Annotated in this window: 15 protein-coding genes and 1 riboswitch; all 15 genes read right to left on the bottom strand. The window is 41.2% G+C overall.

The window, feature by feature from the left end; genetic code table 11:
• Positions 1-53: 53 nt before the first annotated feature.
• The 15 genes from M3191_RS09380 to M3191_RS09310 all read right to left on the bottom strand — a co-directional run bounded on the left by M3191_RS09380 (position 54) and on the right by M3191_RS09310 (position 18,148).
• Positions 54-1,700: a sensor domain-containing protein gene (locus M3191_RS09380; RefSeq protein ID WP_251700143.1), complete on the bottom strand. Its 1,647-nt coding sequence runs from the start codon at positions 1,698-1,700 to the stop codon at positions 54-56.
• Between the two features lie 412 nt (positions 1,701-2,112).
• On the bottom strand, positions 2,113-2,952 hold the full coding sequence (locus tag M3191_RS09375) for a DUF2935 domain-containing protein (protein ID WP_251700142.1): 840 nt from the start codon (positions 2,950-2,952) through the stop codon (positions 2,113-2,115).
• Positions 2,953-3,194: 242 nt separating this feature from the next.
• Positions 3,195-4,475, bottom strand: a complete 1,281-nt coding sequence (locus tag M3191_RS09370; RefSeq protein ID WP_251700141.1) for a cation:dicarboxylate symporter family transporter — start codon at positions 4,473-4,475, stop codon at positions 3,195-3,197.
• Between the two features lie 121 nt (positions 4,476-4,596).
• Positions 4,597-5,481, bottom strand: a complete 885-nt coding sequence (locus tag M3191_RS09365) for a response regulator (protein WP_251700140.1) — start codon at positions 5,479-5,481, stop codon at positions 4,597-4,599.
• A gap of 6 nt (positions 5,482-5,487) precedes the next feature.
• Positions 5,488-6,756, bottom strand: a complete 1,269-nt coding sequence (locus M3191_RS09360) for a sensor histidine kinase (protein ID WP_251700139.1) — start codon at positions 6,754-6,756, stop codon at positions 5,488-5,490.
• A 158-nt stretch (positions 6,757-6,914) separates the two neighbouring features.
• Complete coding sequence (locus tag M3191_RS09355; RefSeq protein WP_251700138.1) at positions 6,915-7,571, bottom strand: carboxymuconolactone decarboxylase family protein; 657 nt, start codon at positions 7,569-7,571, stop codon at positions 6,915-6,917.
• 66 nt (positions 7,572-7,637) lie between these two features.
• Positions 7,638-9,341, bottom strand: coding sequence for an acetate--CoA ligase (gene acsA, locus M3191_RS09350; protein ID WP_251700137.1), 1,704 nt, complete (start codon positions 9,339-9,341; stop codon positions 7,638-7,640).
• A gap of 1 nt (position 9,342) precedes the next feature.
• Complete coding sequence (locus M3191_RS09345) at positions 9,343-10,062, bottom strand: ABC transporter ATP-binding protein (RefSeq protein ID WP_251700136.1); 720 nt, start codon at positions 10,060-10,062, stop codon at positions 9,343-9,345.
• Between the two features lie 13 nt (positions 10,063-10,075).
• The gene (locus M3191_RS09340) at positions 10,076-10,915 is read right to left on the bottom strand and encodes an ABC transporter permease (RefSeq protein ID WP_251700135.1); all 840 of its coding nucleotides are present in this window, start codon (positions 10,913-10,915) and stop codon (positions 10,076-10,078) included.
• Positions 10,916-10,931: 16 nt separating this feature from the next.
• Entirely contained in the window at positions 10,932-11,915 is a 984-nt protein-coding gene (locus M3191_RS09335; RefSeq protein ID WP_251700134.1) for an aliphatic sulfonate ABC transporter substrate-binding protein, read from the bottom strand.
• A 160-nt stretch (positions 11,916-12,075) separates the two neighbouring features.
• Positions 12,076-12,189, bottom strand: a riboswitch (SAM riboswitch).
• A 149-nt stretch (positions 12,190-12,338) separates the two neighbouring features.
• Positions 12,339-13,793, bottom strand: a complete 1,455-nt coding sequence (locus M3191_RS09330) for a VWA domain-containing protein (RefSeq protein ID WP_251700133.1) — start codon at positions 13,791-13,793, stop codon at positions 12,339-12,341.
• 15 nt (positions 13,794-13,808) lie between these two features.
• The gene (locus tag M3191_RS09325) at positions 13,809-14,984 is read right to left on the bottom strand and encodes an AAA family ATPase (protein ID WP_251700132.1); all 1,176 of its coding nucleotides are present in this window, start codon (positions 14,982-14,984) and stop codon (positions 13,809-13,811) included.
• A 1,018-nt stretch (positions 14,985-16,002) separates the two neighbouring features.
• Positions 16,003-16,578 (bottom strand): hypothetical protein, encoded by a 576-nt coding sequence (locus tag M3191_RS09320; RefSeq protein ID WP_251700131.1) that lies wholly within the window; start codon positions 16,576-16,578, stop codon positions 16,003-16,005.
• A gap of 124 nt (positions 16,579-16,702) precedes the next feature.
• A complete protein-coding gene (locus M3191_RS09315) occupies positions 16,703-17,158 on the bottom strand; it encodes a hypothetical protein (RefSeq protein ID WP_251700130.1) in 456 nt (151 codons plus the stop codon).
• A gap of 714 nt (positions 17,159-17,872) precedes the next feature.
• Positions 17,873-18,148 carry a hypothetical protein gene (locus M3191_RS09310; protein WP_251700129.1) on the bottom strand — a complete coding sequence of 92 codons (276 nt, stop codon included), beginning with the start codon at positions 18,146-18,148 and terminating at the stop codon, positions 17,873-17,875.
• Positions 18,149-18,476: the final 328 nt, after the last annotated feature.

Here is an 18,476-nt window from a genome sequence, read left to right as displayed (position 1 = left end):
GGCCTTTCATCACTCCTCTGGATTGATGAAAGGCCATTATTTTCAACTTACTATCAACTTGAGTAGGTTATATATGTGTTGCGCCCATTTTCCTTCGCCCTGTACAAGGCGTTGTCCGCATTCGTCATCAACTCGTCCATCGTAGCTCCGTCCTGCGGAAACATGGCGATGCCTATACTTGAAGTGGTTGTAAAGGAATTCCCCCTTATTTGCCATGCCTCTTGTAAGCTTTCCAGGACTCGTTCTCCGATTGCCATCGCTTCGTTCTCTTCGGTATCTGGAAGGAGCACGAGGAATTCATCCCCACCTAGACGTGCAAACACATCACTCTCCCGAAGTGAGCGTCTCACTCTCTTAGAAAGTCGTTTCAATAACTCATCACCGACAGAATGGCCATAATGATCATTCACCCACTTGAATTTATCAAGATCCATGTATAGTAATGCACAATTTTCTTTATTTCGCTTTGCTTCCTTTAAAGTTTGACCCATGATCTCCTGAAAAAGTCTGCGATTCGGCAATCCTGTAAGCTCATCATGAAAAGCCATTTGCGTCAATTTATCGCGCATCATCTTTTTTTCTTCGATGACACGGGAGACGACCAATATAAAACCTTCACCGTTCTTTTCATCTACAAAATACGTACCTTTTGCTTCCAGCCATATCCATTCTTTCGTTTTATGTCTATACCTAAATTCCATTTCGGCGGATCCCTTTGATTGGTATAAAGAAAAAAACTGCTCTTGGATTGCCGGCAAGTCTTCAGGGTGCACTATATCAATAGCACTCTTCCCTTCGAAATACTCCAAAGGAAACCCTAGGACAGGCGTAAGTGAGGGGGATGCATAGACAATCACCCCGTCTTTATCTATGATTGTCACCAGATCAGTCATATTTTCGGCAATTAAACGGTATTTTTCTTCGCTGCGGATCAAGGCCTCTTCAAATTTTTTCCTTTCTGAAATATCACGAGAAATACCGGAAAAAGCAATAATTTCACCATGTTCATCATGAAGCGGAGATAGCGTTATACTGAACGGGATAATTGTTCCGTCCTTTTTCAAACATTCCACTTCGAGCCCAAGGATGCTCTCATTATTTAATACACGGGCACGGTCTCTTTTTACTTGCTCTCTTTGTTTAGCTGGTATTGTCGGCATTGGTCTTCCTACGATTTCTTCTGCCTTCCATCCATACATTTCTTCGAAGGCTCTATTCACCTGTACAACATTTCCGTCCAAGTCGATAATATCCATTGCCTCGGCAGATGACTCATAAAAAAACATTAACTTTTCCGCTGTTTTTCGAAGTTCATCCTTTGCTTTGACTAGTTCGGTCACATCTTTCACGAAAATCATTAATTTGTTTGGTTGCTGACCTGCTTCACATATAGGAAGGTTTTTGACATGCAAATGAAGCAAATTCCCCTCTTTATCATAGGCACTTACACTATATGAACAAAAGTCCCCATTCAATGTTTTAGCGAAAGATTTAACTGTGTCTCCAATACTTCTCGGGGCAATTATCTCATGAAAATCAATGTCCACCCATTCGGATGCTGTATAGCCGAATAAATCCGTTGCCGCCATATTCACATCAAGTATTTCTCCCTTATCACCTAGCAGGAAGATAGGATCGGGATTAAAAGTTAGAACCGTATTAATCACATCAACCGTGATTCCATCAAACAGTTTATCCATTTATATTCCCCCTTCCTTCGTGATCACTATATACAACCGTTATGTAAAAGAGTCTTGCTCAATGAATAAAAATAGAATATGCCCATTCGTGTAATTATACTATAACTAGTTTTAAATTCCTACAAAACTCACATTAATAGATAGTTTGAACCAAAATGAAATTGGGTATGATAATCGAAGAGAGGTGAATAATATGAGAGAATTATTTTTACTGGAAGTGGAAATCCAAAAGTTGCAACGTGATGTAAACAGATGTCCTGATAGCTTAAAGCATACAATACGTTCCGATATACAGTTACTTATGGATGTAATTGATTACTGTAATAATAGAAATTAACTATATTGCTTGACTAAAATAAGGAAGGCGTTAAACTTTGATCTTTCTAAGTTTAACGCCTTCCTTATTTATTTTTTATGCATTCGCCCCAGTAAGATGCGCATCGAACGAATCGATAATCGTTAGGAAATGGTCCGCTTCGCGATAAACATGGTCCGCTAATAATGGATGGATAATGCTCTTTATTTTACATTCCTCAATTAAATCTCTTGCTGTCTTTTTGAAATCGCGAAGGGAAACGACAGACACTCGATTTTGATCAAGGAATTGATCCAACAATGGAACGGTTTGGGAATACGGTCTCATTCCGTCTAAATCTCTAGCTTGGAACAGCAATTCATCAAAATCATTGCTGAAATTCCTTGCAATGTCCACGAGCTTTCTTTCCGAAGGATCGAGTAGATGACCGATGAATTTTGCATGATCGGCCATAATTCGTAAAAAGAACACATTCTCTTTGATGATTGAATCTGCAAGTGGCACTAATTTCCCTTCATTCAACTCAATGAGTCGCTTCCTGAAATAATTGGCTTCCCGACTAACATGGTCTACCAATAACGGAAAGTTGTTCCCACCGGGCAATTGGCAAGATAGGATCAACCCTAACACCTTCCGTTTAAAAGCGTAAATATTCGCCGCTGCCATCTGGACTTCCGAATTAAACCTTCTGATAGTCATGGGGTCTGTTTGATTCGTAAAAGCATGCGACTGTTGTTCAATCCTTTCAAATAGCTGAAAAAAATGATTCGCTTCTGCGATGAGCTGAGTATCTTCGCATCGAAACCCTAGCCTTAGAAATAAGGAATGTTCTTTCATGATCCGTGACCAGAATTGAATTTCCTCCAATGACCGCACCACAAACTCCGTTGGCGATATGTTGGGACCACCGCTTTGATACTCTTCGTTCCAATACATACGAATCTCCCCCTTGTATGCATACATACTGAATCAATGTATTCCGAGTAAAGTTGTCCCTATTCCAAAATTCTTTAAGAGTCGTAACTTTTCACATGCACACAAAGGATTTTCTGAAATCATTCATTCTCCTCAATCGGCTGTGGCTTTACTTAAGTTTCATTCCGCCTATACTTTCTACAACCATAATAAAACAGGCAGCTCCCCCTCCCCATTATGGGGCGGCGGAACTGCCTGTCCAATTAGATCGAATCACTAACAGGGTTAACCTGCGTATGCTTGCCTATGTCTTCAGTCCGGAAGCGGCCTTCCCATTTAGACATAACAACCGTAGCCATTGCGTTTCCAAGTACGTTGACGACTGTTCGACCCATATCGAGCAGTCGGTCGACTCCCGCGATGAAAGCAAGTCCTTCCAATGGGATCCCCACTGTGCCGAGCGTCGCAAGCAATACGACGAATGAAACGCCCGGTACACCTGCGATACCGTTAGAAGTTATCATCAGAACTAACACTAATGTAACCTGCTCCATGATGCTCAGGTCGATGCCATACATTTGCGCAATGAAGATTGCCGCAAGTGCTTGGTAAAGTGTTGACCCGTCCAAGTTGAATGAATAGCCCGTCGGCACAACGAATGACACGATGTCCCGCGGTGAGCCAAATTTCTCCATCTTCTCCATGAGCTTCGGCAGCACAGTTTCAGAACTTGATGTAGAATAAGCCAAAATAAGTTCATCTTTCAACAGTTTAATAATGCTGAAGATGCTTGAGCCGACTAACTTCGCAATTCCGCCAAGTACCACGATAACGAAGAAAATCATCGTTGCATAAACGAGAATCATTAATTTTCCAAGCGGCACGAGCGATTCCAGTCCGAATTTCGAAACCGTCACACCGATCAAACCGAATACGCCAATCGGTGCGAATTTCATAATCAGGTTCGTCACCCAGAACATCGCGTCTGCAGTGCCTTGGAAGAAGGCCAGCACGGGTTTGCCGCGCTCCCCAATCGAAGCGACACCTAATCCGAACAATACAGAGAAGAAGATAACCGCAAGCATATCGGCTGATGCCATCGCTTGGATAATATTGCTCGGCACGATACCGACGAGAACGTCCATAAATCCTTCGTTTTGTACACTTTCAGTCGTTTGGACATAGGAGTCGATATCGCCTTTTGCCAAAGTCGACATATCAATGCCTTCACCCGGTTTAAAAATATTCGCGGCAGATAAGCCGACGAGGATAGCGATTAATGAAACCACTTGGAAGTAAAGCATTGTCTTTCCGCCAAGTTTTCCTAATTGCTTCAAATCGCCAGTCCCTGCAACACCTACGATCAAAGTTGAAACGATAATCGGCACAACAATCATCTTAATCATGTTAATAAAGATAGTACCTAACGGCTGTAAATACGTCTCTATTGCCGGATTGCCATAAAAGACCGCACCAACGATGATTCCTGCTATTAATCCGACCAGTATTTGATACGCTAATGGAAATTTAAATTTCTTTTTCATAAATATGCCTCCCTTATCTACCAATGAAAGCGTTTTCTCACTTTTTTCAAGTGTAAGGGCGACTTATCGAATCCGACAAAATCCGACAAAATATTTTATTATTTATTTGAAGGAAAAATATTCATTTCCGTTTATACCTTTCGCTCGTTTCAATATAGAGCACTTGAAGGAACTTCTTACTATTAATTTTCAATCGAGAAGGAGCTGGGAGGTCATCTTCTATTTGTCTCATGCGTAGGCGAATGTCCTGGAAGTCAAAATAGCGCGGAGCATAATATTCGAATTGAGGCGATGTATAATCGACTACTCCCATCGAGGCTAGGTTGTTGACTGCCGCTGCGATAGTTCTGCGGATCCGCTGCTCCATCGCCTTGCTTTCTTTCGTAACATCAACATTTTCCAGATTCCTGGCGGCCGCCTCGTATAACTCCTTTAATGGAGGTAACTGCGAAGGCCGCTCTTGTTGCTGCATGAGCAAATCCATAATGGCTACGATATCATCGCTGCCCGCCTCTCCGACAATCCCCATATCATTTAAAATAGAACGAACAACCTCACTCACACTATGTCTGATCGGTTGTTCGCCAGCCGATCCGATATCCGCTAGCGATTCCCGAATCGTTTGCAGTGATTGATGAAGCCGATAATTTTCCTTAGTCTTCGTTAAAATGCTTCGGACCTCCACACGATTAATTGGCTTATGGATAAAGAACTCCACACCTTTTTCATACGCTTCGCCAACCATTTCCTTATTGACGATTTGTGAGATCATGATGAACTGGCCGCTGAATCCCTGCTTTTTCAATTGTTCCATTGTTTCAATGCCATCTAGTTCAGGCATGAGAAAATCGATTAGAACAACGTCCGGCTGTGTGGATATGATGGGCACAAGTGATTTCACCCCATTTTCCGCCTCGCCCGCCACATAGCCAAGCTCCTCTTCTATGATAATTTGTTCAAGCATTTTCCGACATGCCAAATCATCATCTACGATAAAATAACGCACGATAGATCACCTCATTACTAATGTATGGGAAGGAATCCGTATTTGAAAAGCCGTTCCTATTTCTAGTGATTCAATATGGATCTCCCCTTGCAGCGTCTGAACAATCTGTTGGACATGGGATAGACCAATGCCAGTTGCCGCCACGCCCTGCTCATTGAACTTCGTTGTATAGCCCGGTTCAAAAAGTATGGGGATGTCTTCTTTACGAATCCCTTTGCCTGTATCCCGGATCGTGATGCACAGATCATCCGCTTCTTCGAATACGTGAATGCCGACAGCGCCCTTATGTGCAATCGATTCAACTGCATTGGCCGTCACATTATTTAATAAAGCCAACAGCGGAATATGCTGATCCGTTTCATAATCGACTGTCATCGTTAATCGGAAATCGACAGTCCTCTTCAATAACTCGCTATATTTCCGGTTCGATGTAATAACAAGTTCAAACAGATTGGACAAAAGAAAGAAATCAGCGCTCTTTTCTTTTGTAATGTTAGACAATCCTGCTACGATACGCTGATTGTCTTTTTTCACTTCATGGATTTCTTGCGCAATGGCAAGCGCCTGCACACTCAGGTCATGTAGATTTTTCTGCTTCAACTTCCGATATAAGTCATGGCTGGCGGCCGTTACTTGTTCGATATGATTCATCGACTTCTGTAAATATAACGACTCTGCATACAAATTCGAACCGATTCCGAGCATTTCCCGCACACGCTTTTTCTGCTCAGATATCATAATAGAACTATAGAGGCCAACAACGAAAAAGCTGCGCAATATCGCCACACCAGCAATCAACGCCAAGTCTTTCAACAATAGACCATCCCGGTCCAGCATGATTATACGCATGATGCTTTCCGAACCGTTCCCGACAAACTCAAATAATGAAGCCCAAGCCCCTAACATGAGCGGAGAGTCGCGATACTTGTCAAAAGGGATAATATGAAAACCCATCGCAAAGACAACATAATACAACAAAATAGGTAAATGATGCTGGAAACTCTCCGAAAACGAAACAGACGTCATCGTCATTTCAACACCTGTTCGAAAAACAACGACAGTCAAACCAGTCACCACCCCTGTCAACGGGAGAGATCCGGTTGGACGTATGAGGAGGAGAAGGAAAAAAGCAATGCTCCCTAAACCAAAACGAAAAGACTCTCCATTGAAAGGAATAAGTTTAAACTCCCCCGCAATTGCCGTCAATAAAGCCGTCAACAATAAGGCTGCAGTATCGATTTTATGTTCTTTTTGGGTTAATTGCTTATTTATCATATACTATCTCCTATTATAAGAAATAATCTTCTTTGGAAATTATATCATGACAGGTATTCAATCATTTATAAATGTATTATTTAATAAAGAAAAAGCGATGCAAACGTTACTATTTCAACGTTTGCATCGCTTTTAAACTTATAAGGGAATACCCTGTGTTATGAATCAAATGCATTTAACGCATTCACACTGTGAGCCAACGCTGAACCTGCTTTTAATGTAGTTGCTACCATAATTGATTCTGCTATTTCTTCCTTAGAAGCGTTCGCATCCTTTGCACCCTTCGTATGGATGTCAATACAGTACGGACATCCTGTAGTGTGGGCTACAGCTACGGCAATCAATTCCTTCTCTTTTACACTTAGGATGCTTTCTTTCATTGATTTCGTATCAAAATCAACAAACGACTTAAATACATCCCCATTCAGTGTTGAGAGTTCCTTTAATCTAGTAAAATAGGATGCTTTGTATAATTCATCGTCGCCAGTTTGATCGTATGCATTTAATGCATTCACACCATGAGCAAGAGCCGATCCTGCTTTTAATGCAGTCGCGACTAGAATCGCTTCCGACATTTCTTCCTTCGTAACATCTTCTGCTTTCGCTGCTTTCACATGAACTTCAATACAATACGGACATCCCGTTGTATGGGCTACGGCAATGGCGATTAGTTCTTTTAATCTCTTTGTTAATTTACCCTCAGATAGGGCAAGTTTGTCAAACTGCGCAAAAGCCTTGAATGCTTCCGGAACTAGATCACTTAATTCCCCAAGACGATTAAAATATGATTTTCTGTACAATTCCTCGTTACTCATGACTATATTTCCTCCTCATTTATCTTTTTCTAGTTTTTTATTTGTAGAGCTCTACTATTAAATTGATTAGACGTTTACTTCTTGAAGTTCCCTTGCTTTCAATTCACGTCGAAGGATTTTTCCACTTATCGGTGTCTTCGGCAATTCATCAAGAAATTCAATTTCTCTCGGCGCAGCATGAGCGGCAAGCCCGCTTCGAACAAAAAGACGTAATTCTTGTAGCAGCTCATCACTTGCTTCAAAGCCTTCCCGTAAGACGACAAACGCTTTCACAATTTCTCCTCTAACCGCGTCCGGTTTCCCAATGACACCCACCTCTGCAACAGCTGGATGTTCAATCAATTTACTCTCCACTTCAAACGGACCGATTCTCTCTCCAGAGGAATTGATCATATCGTCACTTCGGCCTTGGAAAAAGATATAGCCATTGTCATCGATTGTCGCCAAATCACCAGATATATACCATCCTTCAAACGGAAAGTATGTCGAATACTTAGCTGGGTCTTTCCACACTTCCCGCATTAATGCAGGCCAATTTGCCTTCAAAGCTAGGTGTCCAACTTTTCCAGGCGCAAGCTTTTCACCTTCATCTCCTAGAATTGCCGCTTCAATTCCCGGAAACGGCCTACCCATCGACCCTGGAATTATTTTATCAGAGGGTAGATTAACAATAAGCTGGGCTCCTGTTTCTGTCATCCACCATGTATCATGTATTCTGTTTGACAACGTTTTAATCCCCCAACGAATCACTTCGGGATTTAACGGCTCACCGACGCTTAATACATGCCGGATCTTCGATAAATCATAGGTTGATGTCTTTTCATCTCCTTCCGCCATCAGCATTCTGAAAGCTGTCGGCGCACTATACCAAACAGTGACACCGGATTTTTCCAACACAGAATACCATTCATCGGCATTGAATCTTCCGCCGTGGATTACAATAGTTGTTCGGTTTAGCAAGGGAGCGAAAACACCATACACCGTCCCCGTCACCCAGCCAGGATGTGCCGTGCACCAATAGACATCCTCTTCTTTCAAATCCAACACCCATCGGCCTGTAATGTATTGTTGGAGCATTGCTCGATGAGCATGGATAATTCCTTTCGGCCGACCTGTCGACCCACTCGTGTAATGAATATTAAGCGCATGATCCAAATCCACCCACTCGATGAGATTTCCTTCAACCTCGACAACTCGCGCCTCTTCAAACAACGAAATTTCATCATTCTGGCATTGTTCGGGCTCTGCCGTTACCCACACCGTTTTCAGTGATGGCAATTCTGCACGCGGCACGCGTTTGATCAACTCCGGCGAAGCGATTAAATAAGCGCCCTCACAATCGGCAATCCGCTCCTTCACTGCATCTTCCATAAACGCTTCAAATAGCGGTCCAACAACAGCGCCAAGTTTAATGGCAGCGAGCATCGCGATATGACAATCTGGATGTTTAGGTAAAAAGATAAAGACGAAATCTCCTTTTTTCACCCCTTTCTTTTTCAAGACAGCAGCCCATAGGTCGGTTTTCTCTTTCAATTCGCGATACGTTACTGTGTACTCTTCATTTTCTCCAAAATAATGCAGGGCGACTTTCTCTCCGTATCCTTCCACTACATGGCGATCCACACATTCATACGCCATATTCACTTTTCCGGTAGCAGACCAACTAAAATTTGATTCGATACTTTCCCATCTGAAGTCTTTTCTTGAAGGAAGCTCAGCTGTAATATTGTAATTTCCTTCCTGTGGATAAATCACTTCCTCATTCGCCATATTAGATAACCTCCTTCTCGATATGTAAAAGCTCTAGGATTTCTGCTTTTTTCCCCGCTAAAAACGAATCACCTCTATCTCTCGGTTTCGGTACATCAATCGATAATTCCGCTTGCAATGTCCCGGGCTGGCCACCGAGAATAAAAATCCGGTCGCATAAGTAAAGAGCTTCATCTATGTCATGTGTAACGACTACCATCGTTGTTAGACGGTTCTGTTGGATTTTCAACAATAAATCTTGCAATTGCATTTTCGTGAAGGCATCCAATGCACTAAAAGGTTCATCAAGAAGCAAAACATCGGGCTCTCCAATAAGTGCGCGGGCAATTGCGGTTCGCTGTGCCATCCCTCCGGACAAGTCTTTCGGATAATGAGCGTCGAAGTCAGACAAACCGACAAGATTCAAATACTCCTGGATGGTTGCTTGTTTCTCCTTCTCATCTTTCGCTCCGAATAAAATATTCTCTTTTACAGTAAGCCAAGGCATCAATCTTGGCTCTTGAAAGATCATCCCGATTGGCTGGTCCCCTGCACCTCTAATTTCAATTGCCCCATCATAATTCTGATCAAGTCCCGATAAAACGCGCAGCAATGTACTCTTTCCACAACCACTCGTTCCCAGGATTCCAACAGTTTCCCCTTCCTCAATGGAAAATGATATGTTATTAAATCCTGCAAGCCCGTTATTGAATGTCCTAGTCGCCTCTTTCACTTTCAACATTGAAACCCCTCCTTCATAATTGGTTTTGAAGATTGTCTTGCCACTTCAATGCACGTGCTTCCAGTGCTTTCAACAGAGAATCAGTCGCTTTCCCTAGCAGTGCAAATAAAATAATGCTGGCAATAATGAGCTCCGGCGAGTACGTATTCTGACCAACGACAAGTAAATACCCAAGCCCTTGACTGGCACCCATTAGCTCAGCAGCTACGATGAACATCCAACCTAGTCCGACACCACTGCGTAAGCCGACAAGAAATGATGGAAGTGAAGCGGGCAAGATGATACGACGAACAATTTGCAACGGAGTGAAATGATAAATCTTGCCGACTTCTATTAATTTACGATCGACGCCTTGAATGCCTGAAACGATATTCAAATAGATTGGAAAGAACACACCGACAGCGATTAACATCACCTTGGAGGACTCACCAATGCCCATCCACAGGATGAACAATGGAACCCAGGCTAGAGAGGGAATCGATCGAAACGCTTGGATTAATGGGTCCATCAACTGTTCAAACCATTTAAAATAACCAACGATGGATCCCAGTACAACTGCGGCAATTGTTCCTGCCAGAAAACCGATCATGACACGAAAGAATGTAATTCCGACATGTCCCCAAAGTGTACCTTCTTGGGCTAACTCGATAATCTTCTGCAAGATGGTCGTCGGAGCGGGAAAGACATAGGCATCGAGCCAATTGAAACGGACAGCCGCTTCCCAAACGACCAGAAGAAGGAAAGGAATAACCAAGCCGAGCGCAAGACCCCTCACCTTTCTCTCTATGTTAATTTTGACCGACTTTTTTCCTTTCGTTACAAACAATTCTTTCTCGTCAATATTGACCGTCATGTCTATTCCCCCTTAGTCATTCGATCACTGCTTTTGAATAGCGATCAACAATCATTTCATTTACTATTTTGCTAATATCAACATTGCCTTTAATGACATTTTCTGATTGCAATACTTCCCCGGCTGCTGTTAGTGCTTTGATTTGCATCAAGCCTGGAATCGGATCAGAAAAATCATTGCGCTCTAAACTCTTTTGCGCTACTTCCAATTGCATTTCGGCTTCTTTCGCAAGGATGTCGGCTGCCTCCTCGGGATTTTCTATGACCCACTTACGCGCTTTTTCGTATACCTCAATCACTGTCTCCACGGCTTCGGGATGTTGTTCGGCAAAATCAGATCGGACATTCAATGTTCCGTACGTGTTTTTTTCATGATCGCGCAAGAACAAGTTTGCGCCAGAGTCAATTTCAACTTTCGCCATATGTGGATCTAGCCCTGCCCATGCCTCTACTTGACCTGTTAGAAGAGCATTTGCTCCATCAGAGTGCTGCAAATTCACAATTTCCAAATCCTTCGATGACAACCCAACTTCCTGCAACGAACGAAGAAGGAATATATATGGATCCGTTCCTAGCGTCGCAGCTACTTTTTTGCCCTTCAATTGTTCGACTGATGTGTTGTCTGAATCACCAGTTGTAACAAGCGCAGTCCATTCAGGCTTTGAGTAAATATAGACCGATTCAATTGGTGAACCGTTGGATTTAGCAATTAATGCAGCAGCGCCAGCCGTCGAGCCGAAATCAACGCTCTTCGAATTTAAAAATTCAAGCGCTTTATTGCTTCCATGGCTGAGTATCCATTCCACTTCAATCCCTTGTTCCTTGAACGCTTCTTCAGCCCAACCAAATTCTTTCAGCGCAAGGCTAGTTGGTGAGTAGTATGCATAATCCAGTACTACTTTCTTCAACTCTCCCTTTTCCTTCCCTTCACCTGTTGAACAAGCAGTCATCATTAACAATGCCCCGATTACCAGTAACACTCCTGCAATCCATTTCCTCATGTCCATTTCCTCCTAAATTCGTTTTTTATATTGAAATTCATAATAACTTAATTGATATTTTTCATATTGGTATAGTCGGATTTAGATTTACGAAAACCTAGTTTCCTTTTGATGAATATGAAAAACCCTCTTCATAAGAAGAGGGCTGCAAAAATTCCTCCTCTTATCTTCCAGGCTTAAAAACACCTGTAGGATGTAGCACCTTTTCAGATGAATTCATCTGTTGGTTGCCGGGCTTCTTCGGGCCTATTCCCTCCGCCACTCTTAATAAGAGATGTATGTAGTTGTTAGAATCATTTTTATAACTTCAACTGATTGAAAATTAGTATAAACATATATAAATAAATTGTCAACCATACAATTCATATTATATTAATAATTTAATTTGATATTCGGTTTTGATTTGTTCACGCCCTGTCTCTTTTAGGCGCCTCCTTTAAATTTCAAATGAGCATAACTTCCCTCATCTTCAAAATCTTTCACCATGACAACTTTATCGGAAAACTGTTCCGCAGTGTTTGTACTGCTACCTAAAATTATGGATAGGACATTAAAGGCTTTCTCTTTTTTCTTCTGATTGAACTCTTCAAGGAATGAACCTTTTATTCTGTCTTCACCATCCGTCACAAACACTACATCAGCTTTTTTAAAACGGCTATCGTTAATAACATTGAGCGATTTACCAAGAGGCAAGGAAAAATCTGTCCCGCCGCTCAAAAAAGTTTGTGCCAGACTCACCATATCTGAAACCTTTATTTTCCCCTTTTCATATGTAAATACTTGCAAGCGCGTTGAAAATAAAATCAAACAAAAATCCCTTCTCTGCTTTCTGGCAATTGATATGAGGGCTAACGTAAACCCTTTGGCTTGAGAATCAAGGTGCTGCATACTACCCGACTGATCCAAGCAAAGTATGATTGGACCTTTCCCAAGGACCTCTTTTCCCTCCTGTTCATATAGCATCGTCTGACCTTCTGCAAACCGACGAAGAAAGTCGTTCCTCGTTATTGGATGCATGTAAAATCCCAGCTCCATCGGCAACAACCGTTCAATATTGCCACCTATTGTGACTCCACTTCTTTCCATCGCCTCGTTATAATCGGCCTTTTGTTTTTTACGGGCTGCCTGTTTGAATCGACCAGCCCAGTCTGCTATTTCTTTCATTTTTTTATCAGAAGCTATCTTCTCTGCTAGCGATAGTTGGTCTCGAAGAGGAACTTTTTTCAGTTCTGCATCCCCGCTGCCCGCTCGAGTGCCGCTGAACAATGATTTCAAACCCTCCTTCACCTGCTTTGTTTCGTGCAACGCTTGAACCAATGCTTGTGAAAAGCTATTACTATTACTTTCGAGCATCTGTTTCAATTTCTCATCAAATCTATCCATTAACTCTGTAAGTTTCTCTTCGATTACACGACTGCCATATCCCGTCTCCTCTTGCCACTCCTGCCTTTGGAGTTGCCTTTGCACCGCAAGAATTTCCTGCATCTGCTCTTCCAATTCTTCGTCTTGCTTTTTTTGGTCAATCAGCCATTGGTTCATCTTCTCTCCGAATTTCACCGTGCCGATCGCTGACGACAAATCATCTAATCGGGTGGTGGTTCGATAGGCAGCAAAGTTTTCGTCCGCCATGATTCTTTCCATGAGTGATTTATTAACCTTAAAAACACTGTCTAGGCCCTCTTCAATAATCTCAGGTTTCATCTTATACAACGAAGCCCAAATGTCTGCCAGCAATGAATCGAACATCGGCAGTACACCTTCAGCTCTTACCTTTTGAAGACCTGAAGACATATCGAAAATCTCTCTGAAACGTCTTTTATCGAACGCGTCCGTGTTCAGGACCGACCGAATTTCAGTGCGTCTATTACGACTCTTCAAGTAGAACACTCCTATTCACATTTTAAAGAAGGTGCTAGCGGATTCCTTCTGTTCCTTTCGAGCTTCAAAATACCAAGGTTCTAAAATGTTATTCAAGATTTCATGTTCCATCGAAGTCAATTTAGTAAGTAATGCATCGATATCATCTTTCCGACTATGATAATCACTTTTGAGTTTTTTCAAATCTTCCACTAAGGCCTTCATCTTGTGAGTCGCTTCCATTCCATACTCGGTTGTAGAATCCTGAAGGACGGTGTAAAACACTTCGTATGCCTCTTCTTGTATGGATTGAAGGGCCTGCGTAACGACATCTTGTGAATGATTGCGGATAATGGAAGACACTACATCTTTTTGGTCCACCGTTTCCCAAAGTACATTTTCAAGGATGACGATGTCGGATACATTCACAACTTGTCTCTGGCTTATCACCGCCTTCGCTTGAAGTACGGAAAGTGACTGTTTAAATCGCCTGTCAGAAGGGCGTATCCCTTCGTTACGCAGTTCATTACGTATTTCCGAGAGTGTTTCATACACTTCATCCGGTATTGAAACACTATCCGTCAACAACTGAAGTTGAATCAATTCATCCATCGTCATGGATGGCATAACCTGATTCCCACCAGTTCCCTTCATCATCGAAATAAAATTCGTTTGATCAGCAATATAATCCAACTCAAATCGTAGTAAGAACCTGTCAAATAGAGCTTCCAGCCCTTCCCCTTCTTCAGGATATTCATTAGAAGCCCCAATAACTGAAAGTAACGGTGCCTTTTCCGGCGTTCCGCTATTATAAAATATCCTTTCGTTTATAAGTGTCAGCAAGCTGTTCAAGATTGCAGAATTGGCTTTAAATATCTCATCCAAGAAAACAAGATGTGCTTCCGGCATTTTAGAAACTGTATTCCGCTTGTAGATGCCTATTTCAAGATCTTTCAACGACAACGGACCAAAAACTTCTTCAGGTGTGCTGAACCTAGTTAATAACCATTGGAAGTATTCTGTTCCGTGTACGATTTTCGCCAGCTCGACAGATAATGCAGATTTTGCGGTTCCCGCAGGTCCAATCATGAGCATATGCTGTCTCGAAAGCAGCGCGACAAGAATCCCTTCAACCTCGTTCTCCCGTTCAAAATATTTCGCAGTAAGTGCCAGTCTGATTTCTTGTAACTTTTTCAGATTCTCCATAGTCATTTTCTATATCTCCTTACTTTTTGTAATGTGAAAGATAATCTCTTTACGTTACAGTCTGAAGGATACTCAATCATTTTAATCTGCCGATCACTAAGTTTTCATCCAAGCGATCGCTACAACGATAAAAAGCGCCGCAAACGTTGAAGTCACAACGGTTGCAGCGCTTTTTATCGAAAATTATTAAATACGTCCCAGGAGGACTTCTATTATCCCGTACAAACATTGATTTAACAGCATTCTTGCTTGCCGATGAGTAAAATTTGTGTAAAATGATTTTACGTTGTTTTAGTTTCGAAGCATTAATTGTAAACTCAACTTACAATTTTGTGAGTGAAATTTTGATTGTGTAACTCGGACATCTTCCGGTTTTGCGCATTCATGAAGATTGTATGCTTGTCCCAAACGGATCGAATTTCCCACTTCTGCTTTTCAGACTCTACATAATGATAGCTTTGTGTTTCGGTTTTCTCGATCTCTTTTATCATGTCGCCGCGATCTTCAAAAAACATGATTTGCTGTGCACGAATGATTGCCGGATACTGGATTTGTATCTGGACCTATATTAAATCAGCTGGATCACGCTCGATCAAGCTGTCCATAATTTCTAATGTTTCGGCAGGAACGAACTTCGAAAAAAATCCATGTGTGACTACTGCCCTGTTCCGTTTCGTAAATTGGTTCTTCGGGTTCGGGTTGCCACTCCGGTTGCTTGCTTCTTTTTCTTGCCATTAGATGATGATTTATTCTTACTGGCTATGGAATGGTCCTTGACACTGGTTGCAACCCTTCTGCTTTTTGCAGTTGCGATATTTGCATCCCTCAACCATCCTTCACGACTAGGACGACTTTTCAATGTCCCTTCTTTGACACCGTGCTTTTCAGCTAGCGTCTTTGAAGGTTATCTCTGTTGCTTCCCATTCTCTCTGGATCTCTTCCCAATTCGGCATTCCACATCACCATCAGCCTCCTTTGATTTTCAGGCATAGAAAAAGACGCTAATATAGCGTCAACTAAATTACTATTGTTCTACATTCAGAATAACTTCTTTGTATATTTCATTATTAATTCTTAAGGAAGTATTCTTAAGGATTAAATCCATTTCTGAAGTCTTAACTTGTCTTCCCTTTTTTGTTTCAGTCCGTATTCTTTCCCACTCGGCTTTCAAAATTATTTGTTGTAAATCGTTTATTCTTTTTTTCGTAAGATCAATCTGGCTTTTATCATACTTTTTTCTCCCGAGTAACAAATCAGTTTGTTTATTGATCTCAAATATTAATTCTTTAACAAATTGCTCTTTTGGGTTCAGCAACAAAGTTATATGATTTTGAGAGGATAAGACCGCTTGATATTCGTCCCATACGCTAACTCCTTCGTTTTGTCCTAAGGATGTAGTAAACCTTATCAAATCGTAACTTAGACACGCAGCATTGTATTTTACAAATGCATGCCTTAGCTCGTTGAGCCAATCTGTTCGTTGAGCACTAATAGATGCCATAATTCTTTGTTTTTTATTAGTTGAAACAGTCATTAGATAGCCAACCAACGCAATAGTCGGTGCAAATGTTCCAACAAGTACTGTTACCCACCCTGACAATTCCATCCCCCCTATGACACTATTCGCCAAGCAAGGTGAAATTCTTTTTTAAATGAATCGGTACTTCACATCACCACTTGCCCCTTTAATTTTCAGGAATAGAAAAAGCGATTCTAAAAAAGCGCTATGAACGTAAAATAATTTTTGTTTTATAGACCTTACCAAGAGAACTTTTAAAAAACATGTAAGTTTTCAACTTCTTGATACCTTCACTTTTGAGGTAATTGTAAATTGGTTCATAAGCTAACTTGTGCTCATAAAATTCTCCGGGGTTCAATAATATTTTTACATTCTGACTACCATCTGGAAATGCCATTCTCTTATTATTAAATTTACTCATTTGTATTGTGCATTCCGATAAGTGAATTGGAATTTTACCGATATTAACAATCTCCAAGTTTATGAATAATGGATATCTAGAAATACCTCCGTTATGGCTGACCCCATAACTCATTGTCGATTTAACCTTAGCGCGTGGCTTATCGTCTCTTCTCGCCAAATACAAAGCAACGATAACCGCGCCAATTGTTCCGATTGAAGTTAACCAGTCGGTAATATTCCCCAAATCATAGATTATCATAAGCATCCCCCTTCTCGAAAATATTCGCCGTGAAAGGTGAAAATCCTTCATATTTTCAAAACTACACTTCATATCAAGAAGCTCTACTGAGATAATGGTAGCCGTCTACCTAAACCCTTTCTCGGTTTTTCAACACAAAAAACCTCCTAACGAAAGTAGCTAGTATGCGTCTGTAATTCGCAATTTGACTGCTCATAGACCGCTCTAAAACTTCGCTAGAAGGCTTGATATCATGAGGTTTAGACCGCATTTAGCAACGTCCCAGGCAGACGTGTATATCTGCCAAAATACGTTGATGTTACAGCATTTTTAAATATCTTGTGTTGTATTTGTGTTGCGTTTAAATAAATCCTTCAGAATTTCTCTTCGTATCTTGAACTACTCATCGTTCTTCTGCAACCAGTCATTTAGCCAGTCAATCTCTTCCTTCGATAAATCGACCTTGTCTTCATCTTTATTTATTACATTATGCCAGTTAGCATCTTCCCACTCTAATTAATTTTCCCATTCACGGATAGTCTTTTTCGCCTTCAAAGTTTCAATCTGCTGCTTTGTCTTGAAAGGTATTATCTCAGCCAATGTACACACCCCATCACAGCTTTTATATTCCTTCTATTTTATAATAGTACACCTAGAGTAGCAAAAATCTTCTTCAACTAAAGCACCCGTTAGTCAAATAAACACATTTTAGCGTCTAAAATCTATTTTGTAATGTTATTTTTGTTCATAAATAGATTCTACATAATCAATACCTTTAGATGTAATACTTACAGCTGAACTATCACCTGAAATTTCTATATGAATTAGACCAGATGTCAAAAGATAATGATAAGCTAAGTGTTTTTCGCTATTTCTTTCCCCGTATAACTCATTCGTTTTGACAATCAAACAATTATTTTGTGTAGGAGAAAAAAAATGAAGATTATACAGTTCTTCCAAAATTTCTAACCTTAATTTCTTTCGTTCTTTCATTGATTTAATATCTACCATAGTATTGTCTTCCCTTTCGCTTTAAAGTTTGACTACATATCTTCCAGTTGCACATATACGAAATCCAACTGTTCAACAAGGAAGGTTATAACCCCTTCTTGTACTAAACTGCACCGTTAGTTGAACAAGAAAATAACCGTTAAGTAGCTTAACGATCTTCAAATAAAGCTACCCGTTAGCCATCCATGCAGCAAAAAACGTTGCACCACAGAGGATGAAAATTGTTTCAGAACGGGTATAGTTTTGTATGGCTGGCGAAGAAGGTCGATCAACTATGGTGCCATTGAGCCCATCCGTTAGTCTGACTCCAACGACCACGGTGCATCAC

The sequence above is a fragment of the Sporosarcina luteola genome, from assembly GCF_023715535.1.
Taxonomy (GTDB): Bacteria; Bacillota; Bacilli; order Bacillales_A; family Planococcaceae; genus Sporosarcina; species Sporosarcina luteola_B.
Note: the sequence above shows the minus strand (reverse complement) of the source record. Positions and strands in the feature narration are given on the sequence as shown.